Origin of the sequence: Collinsella sp. SGI.184 (assembly GCF_050313415.1) — a bacterium.
Classification (GTDB): domain Bacteria; phylum Actinomycetota; class Coriobacteriia; order Coriobacteriales; family Coriobacteriaceae; genus Collinsella.
In genome coordinates, this window is the sequence record NZ_JBNPLJ010000033.1 from 1 (window position 1) to 4,838 (window position 4,838).

At 56.1% G+C, this 4,838-nt stretch carries 4 protein-coding genes; 1 reads left to right on the forward strand and 3 read right to left on the reverse strand.

Features of this window, described 5'->3' with window-relative positions; translation table 11 throughout:
• Positions 1–575: 575 nt before the first annotated feature.
• The 3 genes from ACQRAJ_RS08635 to ACQRAJ_RS08645 form a co-directional block, all read right to left on the reverse strand.
• On the reverse strand, positions 576–1,937 hold the full coding sequence (locus ACQRAJ_RS08635; protein ID WP_427719524.1) for an ATP-binding protein: 1,362 nt from the start codon (positions 1,935–1,937) through the stop codon (positions 576–578).
• Positions 1,938–2,178: 241 nt separating this feature from the next.
• Positions 2,179–2,703 (reverse strand): hypothetical protein, encoded by a 525-nt coding sequence (locus ACQRAJ_RS08640; protein ID WP_055310074.1) that lies wholly within the window; start codon positions 2,701–2,703, stop codon positions 2,179–2,181.
• Positions 2,700–3,122, reverse strand: a complete 423-nt coding sequence (locus ACQRAJ_RS08645; protein WP_427719521.1) for a hypothetical protein — start codon at positions 3,120–3,122, stop codon at positions 2,700–2,702. Before ACQRAJ_RS08645 ends, ACQRAJ_RS08640 begins: the two co-directional genes overlap by 4 nt.
• Before the next feature lie 602 nt (positions 3,123–3,724).
• Between ACQRAJ_RS08645 and arcC the strand changes: the two genes are divergently transcribed.
• Positions 3,725–4,687 (forward strand): carbamate kinase, encoded by a 963-nt coding sequence (gene arcC, locus ACQRAJ_RS08650; RefSeq protein ID WP_006235166.1) that lies wholly within the window; start codon positions 3,725–3,727, stop codon positions 4,685–4,687.
• The last annotated feature ends 151 nt before the right edge of the window (positions 4,688–4,838 follow it).

Consider the following 4,838-nt stretch of genomic DNA (forward strand, 5'->3'; position numbering starts at 1 on the left):
ACAGGACCTTGCGGCCCCTCCAGTCCAGAACGCACAGCCAGTGCGAGTCGGCGTGGGTGTCGACCCCGCAGAAGACCGGCCCGCGGGCGCCGGGTGTCGATTCGGTTCTCATGTCTCGCTCCGTTCTTTCCGTGCTCGCCTGGACCGGGCAGACGGCACACTGACGGGGCGCGATAGAATGCGGTTGTTCGGGTCCGCGGTATCGCTCCATGCTCCTATTAGGTCATGCGGCGGTCTCGGCTCGCCGCGGGCCGCGCGGGACATGTCAGAAAACGAGGGCAGCCCTGTGGGCGCCAGCGGAATGTGGGGTCACCGCGCGGTCCGCATCTGATGGTGTCGACGCCAATGGTATACGGGTGCGCCATCGACGTCTTCAATTAAGAAGATATCAGTGCGGAATGTCCGCGAAGGTTAGCCCCCAGATCCTGCTACGACTACGTCCTCGGATTGTGGGGCTGAATGAAGGACGTGGCTGAGGGGGCCTTTTGTCCCCTTCGCTGTTTCGCGGCTTTGCCGCGAAAGTCGCGCCACTTTGGGGATGGATGGGGGCGTGGCTGGATTGCAGATTCAAATGGCTAGAGAGATATGGGCGCGAACGAGAAATCGTTATTGGGGTCATCCTTTTCCATAAACTCATCAAGACAAAACGTCATGTAGATTGGAACATACAGAACCTTGCCCTCTTTGCTGAGGTTCTCGTGGCTCAGTACAACGGCCTCGGGAATTTTGTACTCGCCCACACTCATCAGACGATCGAGGGCCGCGTGCGCTCGAACCTTCTTACCCGATTTGACCTCGATTGGGACAACATGCCCGTGGGCGCCTTCGATTACAAAGTCAACTTCACCGACCTCACGCGTTTGGTAGTACCATGCATCCGCCCCGAGGGCAACAAGTTCCTGCGCGACCACGTTCTCATAGAGACCACCAAGGTTGGGAGTTTTCATATCAAGATAGACGGCGCGTGCAGTGCTGCCGGGGTACCGCGATGCTAGCATGCCTGTATCAGACTCGTATAGTTTGAAGGCTGTCGTTTTCTCCGTCCTCTTGAGAGGACTCCGTGGCTCCGTCACCCTGGCGACCATCAATCCAACACCTGCGTTAACAAGCCACAGGAAATCCTGCTCATATTTTTTAAGGCGAGCTCCCTCACCCAGAGACGAAACAACAAAGCGATGAGACTCCGCCTCAAGCTGAACGGGAATTTGCTCAAAAATCGACCGAACGTTAAACGCTCGAGTCGATGCATATTTTGAGATATCGCTTTTGTACTGATCGACCAACTGAGTTTGAAGCTCACGTGTGCTCACGAGCGAATAACCCGAATCAATATAATTCTGAACGACCTCCGGCATGCCGCCGCAAATGATATATGCTCTATAGTTTTTGAGCATCGCCTCATGAATATAGTTTTCGACAGGATGCTTCTCGACAAGGCAGCTGCGAATACCGGCAAGCACATTCTCGCTGACGCTGTTTGCCCAACAAAACTCTTCAAAATCCATTGGGCGCATAACAATGTGCTCGACATACCCCACCGGAAAAGAAGAGATTCCCTTAAACTCAGTCCCAAGCATAGACCCCGAGAAGACATAGCTAAAGCGCCCATCCTCGACCAACGCCTTCATGAGTGTAACGATCTGCGGATACTCCTGAATCTCATCGACAAAGACAAGCGTGTCCCCCTCAACAAGCGGCGCATTCGCAAGAAGGGCTACGCGGTTGATAAAGTCAACGGAGTTCTTTGCGCCAATAAGCACATTCTTTGCCTCGACATTGAGTAGTAAATTGACCTCAAAATACGAAGCGTAGTTGCTTTTTCCGAACGCGCGAATCGCATAGCTCTTGCCGATCTGACGCGCACCAGTAACAAGTAATGCCTTATTGGAGGTATTCTTCCAGCTCAAAAGCTTATCAGTGACCTTACGGCGTAGCATAAAACCCCCAAATGACAAAAATTGGCAGATAGAATTGCCTGAAATCATACAAAAATTTGCGGATAATAGCGTGCGTAAATATACAAAAATTGGAAGATAGCAAAGGTCCGATAAGGTCTCAAAGCCACTGAAACAGCGCTCTACTTTGCGAAGGGGCTGGAGACGCTGCTGTGTGCGTCTCCAGCCCTCTGATTCTTACTTTTGGTTCCGCGATGGGACTTTGTTGGCCTTCCTGGTCGGTTTACCTTGTCTCGCCGCTCTCTGTGCGTAGGCGGTAGCCGTGGACGAGGTCGCTAATAGCCGGCCAGGGAATCTGGCGGTCGACCCAAAATTGGAGCTGGACCAGATAGCGCTCGGTGGCGCGTGTGAGGGCCGCGAACTGTTCGTGAGTCTCTACCTGGGCGTAGAGGTCGCGGCTGTGGGCGAGGATTGCCGTCGTGTCGTCCATTTTGCCGGTGACGTCGAAGGCGCCCGAGAACCAGTCGCACAGGCGCGCGGCACTGTTGTTGATTGTTGCGAGGTCGGCGGTGCCGTCGTTGGCGTTTTCGTTGGCCTGGGCACGCAAGAGGGAGAGGGCGTCGGCGGCGTTCATACAGTAGCCGACGGTGAAGTTCCAGACGGCGAATTCGCGGCCGGTGTCGAGCTTGCGGCGGCGCATGTAGTCGATATCGCGCGGTTCCTCGAGCATCATTTGGTCGGCGAGGGCCTCAAGTGCAGTGGTGTACTCGGCAAGGTCGAGTGTGAGCAGGGTGTTGATATCCATCATCTTGAGGCCTCCGTTTCGATCTCGACGATTTCGTTTTTAATGTACATGCCCTGGTTGTCCCAGACATTGCGGCAGGCGGCGGCAAAACGCTCGCGGTCGGCTTCGCAGATGCGGGCGAACATGCTGCAGGTGCCAAAGGGCTCGCACACGTCAAAGAAGATGCAAATTGACGACCAGCCACCATACCAGCTCACGGCGCCCGCCGGCTCGTGAAAGACGGGGTTCTCGATGTGCTCGTAATTGGCGATGGGGCCCGATACGGGATAGGTTACCTCGGCATCGCAGATCTTGGCCGAAAAGATACGTGACTCGACCGGACAGGACGATTCGAACAGCTTGCATGCCTCGGGAGCCTTGTCCCAGAGCATGTCGGCGAGAAACGTCTCGCCATTTAGCGTGATCTTGAGCATTTTTGTCATAGTAAGGACCTCCTCAATCCGTCGCTCAAGGGGTTCGCTGGCGGATAAGGAGAAGACAGCAGCGGGGTCGCCGAACCCAAACTTCACGACAGATCTCTGTCGCCCCAGCCCGTGCTGTTCCTCGCTAAAGTACCATGCCGCAATTGCGCGCGCAATATCAGTTTTTGAATTTCTGGAAGCGGCAATCGACGAGACGGCTCGCCGGCTACCGGCCGACGCGCGGTATGAACACTTGTCTATTCCTTAAGTTGGATGAAAAACGCCATGTTATTGCAGGGCTGCATACTCGTCCAATTAGTGCATAGAATCTCGTATAGTGCGAGTAAGATATTGCGCTGTCTGTTTTGTGTTTAGCAAAGATATAGTCTGCATAATCTGGTCTAATCCCTGCTCTATCAAAATAAAGTCGCACGTAAATAGCTTAGATATGCTTGAGCTGGGCATCTTTACGCTGAACGGGTAAAAACGACCGTTCACCGTTCAACTGTTTTCAAAATGAATAAAATGAGCGATAAAGAGAATATAAACCTTAATAAACTCGCGTATTGCACGGACGTGGGTTATTAATGGGATGTAGGCCTTTTACAGAAAGGATTCCAGCAATGTCTAAGCCTCTTGGCAAGCCCGATCGTATTGTCGTCGCCCTTGGCGGCAACGCCCTCGGCAACAACCCCGTCGAGCAGATCGAGGCCGTGAGCAACACCGCCCACGCACTCCTTGGTCTCATCGAGCAGGGTAACGAGATCATCATCACCCACGGCAACGGCCCGCAGGTCGGCATGATCCAGAATGCCTTCGCTGCCGCCCACGACGCCATCGGCACCCCCGAGATGCCGCTGCCCGAGTGCGGCGCCATGTCCCAGGGCTACATTGGTTATCACCTGCAGCAGGGCATCGGTCGCGAGATGCACAAGCGCTATAAGCGTTGGCACGCCGCCACCGTCGTCACCCAGATCGAGTGCGATCCGGATGATCCCGCGTTCAAGAACCCAACCAAGCCGATCGGCCCCTTCTACACCGAGGAGCAGGCCAAGGAGTTCATGGCCGAGGATCCCTCCAAGGTCTTCGTCGAGGATTCCGGCCGCGGCTGGCGCCGCGTCGTCGCCTCCCCCGATCCCAAGAAGATTGTCGAGGCCGACTCCATCCTCAACCTGCTCGACAACGAGTTCATCGTCATCGCCTGCGGCGGCGGCGGCATTCCCGTCGTCCGCGACTACGAGAACAAGGGTTGCTACAAGGGCGTTCCCGCCGTCATCGACAAGGACCTGGGCGGCGAGCTGCTGGCCGAGGACTGCGACGCCGACGTCCTGTTCCTGCTGACCGCCGTTGAGCATGTCGCCATCAACTTTGGCAAGCCCAACCAGGAGGAGCTCGAGGACCTCACCGCCGACGAGGCCGAGCGCCTGGCCGACGAGGGCCAGTTCGGTAAGGGTTCCATGGAGCCCAAGGTCCGCGCTGCCATCAAGTTCGCCCGTTCCCGCAAGGGCCGCACCTGCATCATCGGCGCCCTGGACAAGGCCGCCGAGACCATGGCCGGCCTCTCCGGTACCCGCATCCACGAGTAGCCTCTACTCTGTTGCCTCTCTTGTGGGCGCCAGGCAAAGCGCCCACAAACTAGCCTCTCTTCATGAGCCCCGCAGTCCGCTCCGACTGCGGGGCTTTTGCTATTGAGGTGACTGTTCATGAGAAGCGCTGAAGACCGCGGAAACCCGGCAC

What these genes read in the sequence shown, in the direction of transcription:
- ACQRAJ_RS08635 (WP_427719524.1), bottom strand. Translation starts at nt 1,937, where the DNA reads ATGCTACGCCGTAAGGTCACTGATAAGCTTTTGAGCTGGAAGAATACC.
- ACQRAJ_RS08640 (WP_055310074.1), bottom strand. Translation starts at nt 2,703, where the DNA reads ATGATGGATATCAACACCCTGCTCACACTCGACCTTGCCGAGTACACC.
- ACQRAJ_RS08645 (WP_427719521.1), bottom strand. Translation starts at nt 3,122, where the DNA reads ATGACAAAAATGCTCAAGATCACGCTAAATGGCGAGACGTTTCTCGCC.
- arcC (WP_006235166.1), top strand. Translation starts at nt 3,725, where the DNA reads ATGTCTAAGCCTCTTGGCAAGCCCGATCGTATTGTCGTCGCCCTTGGC.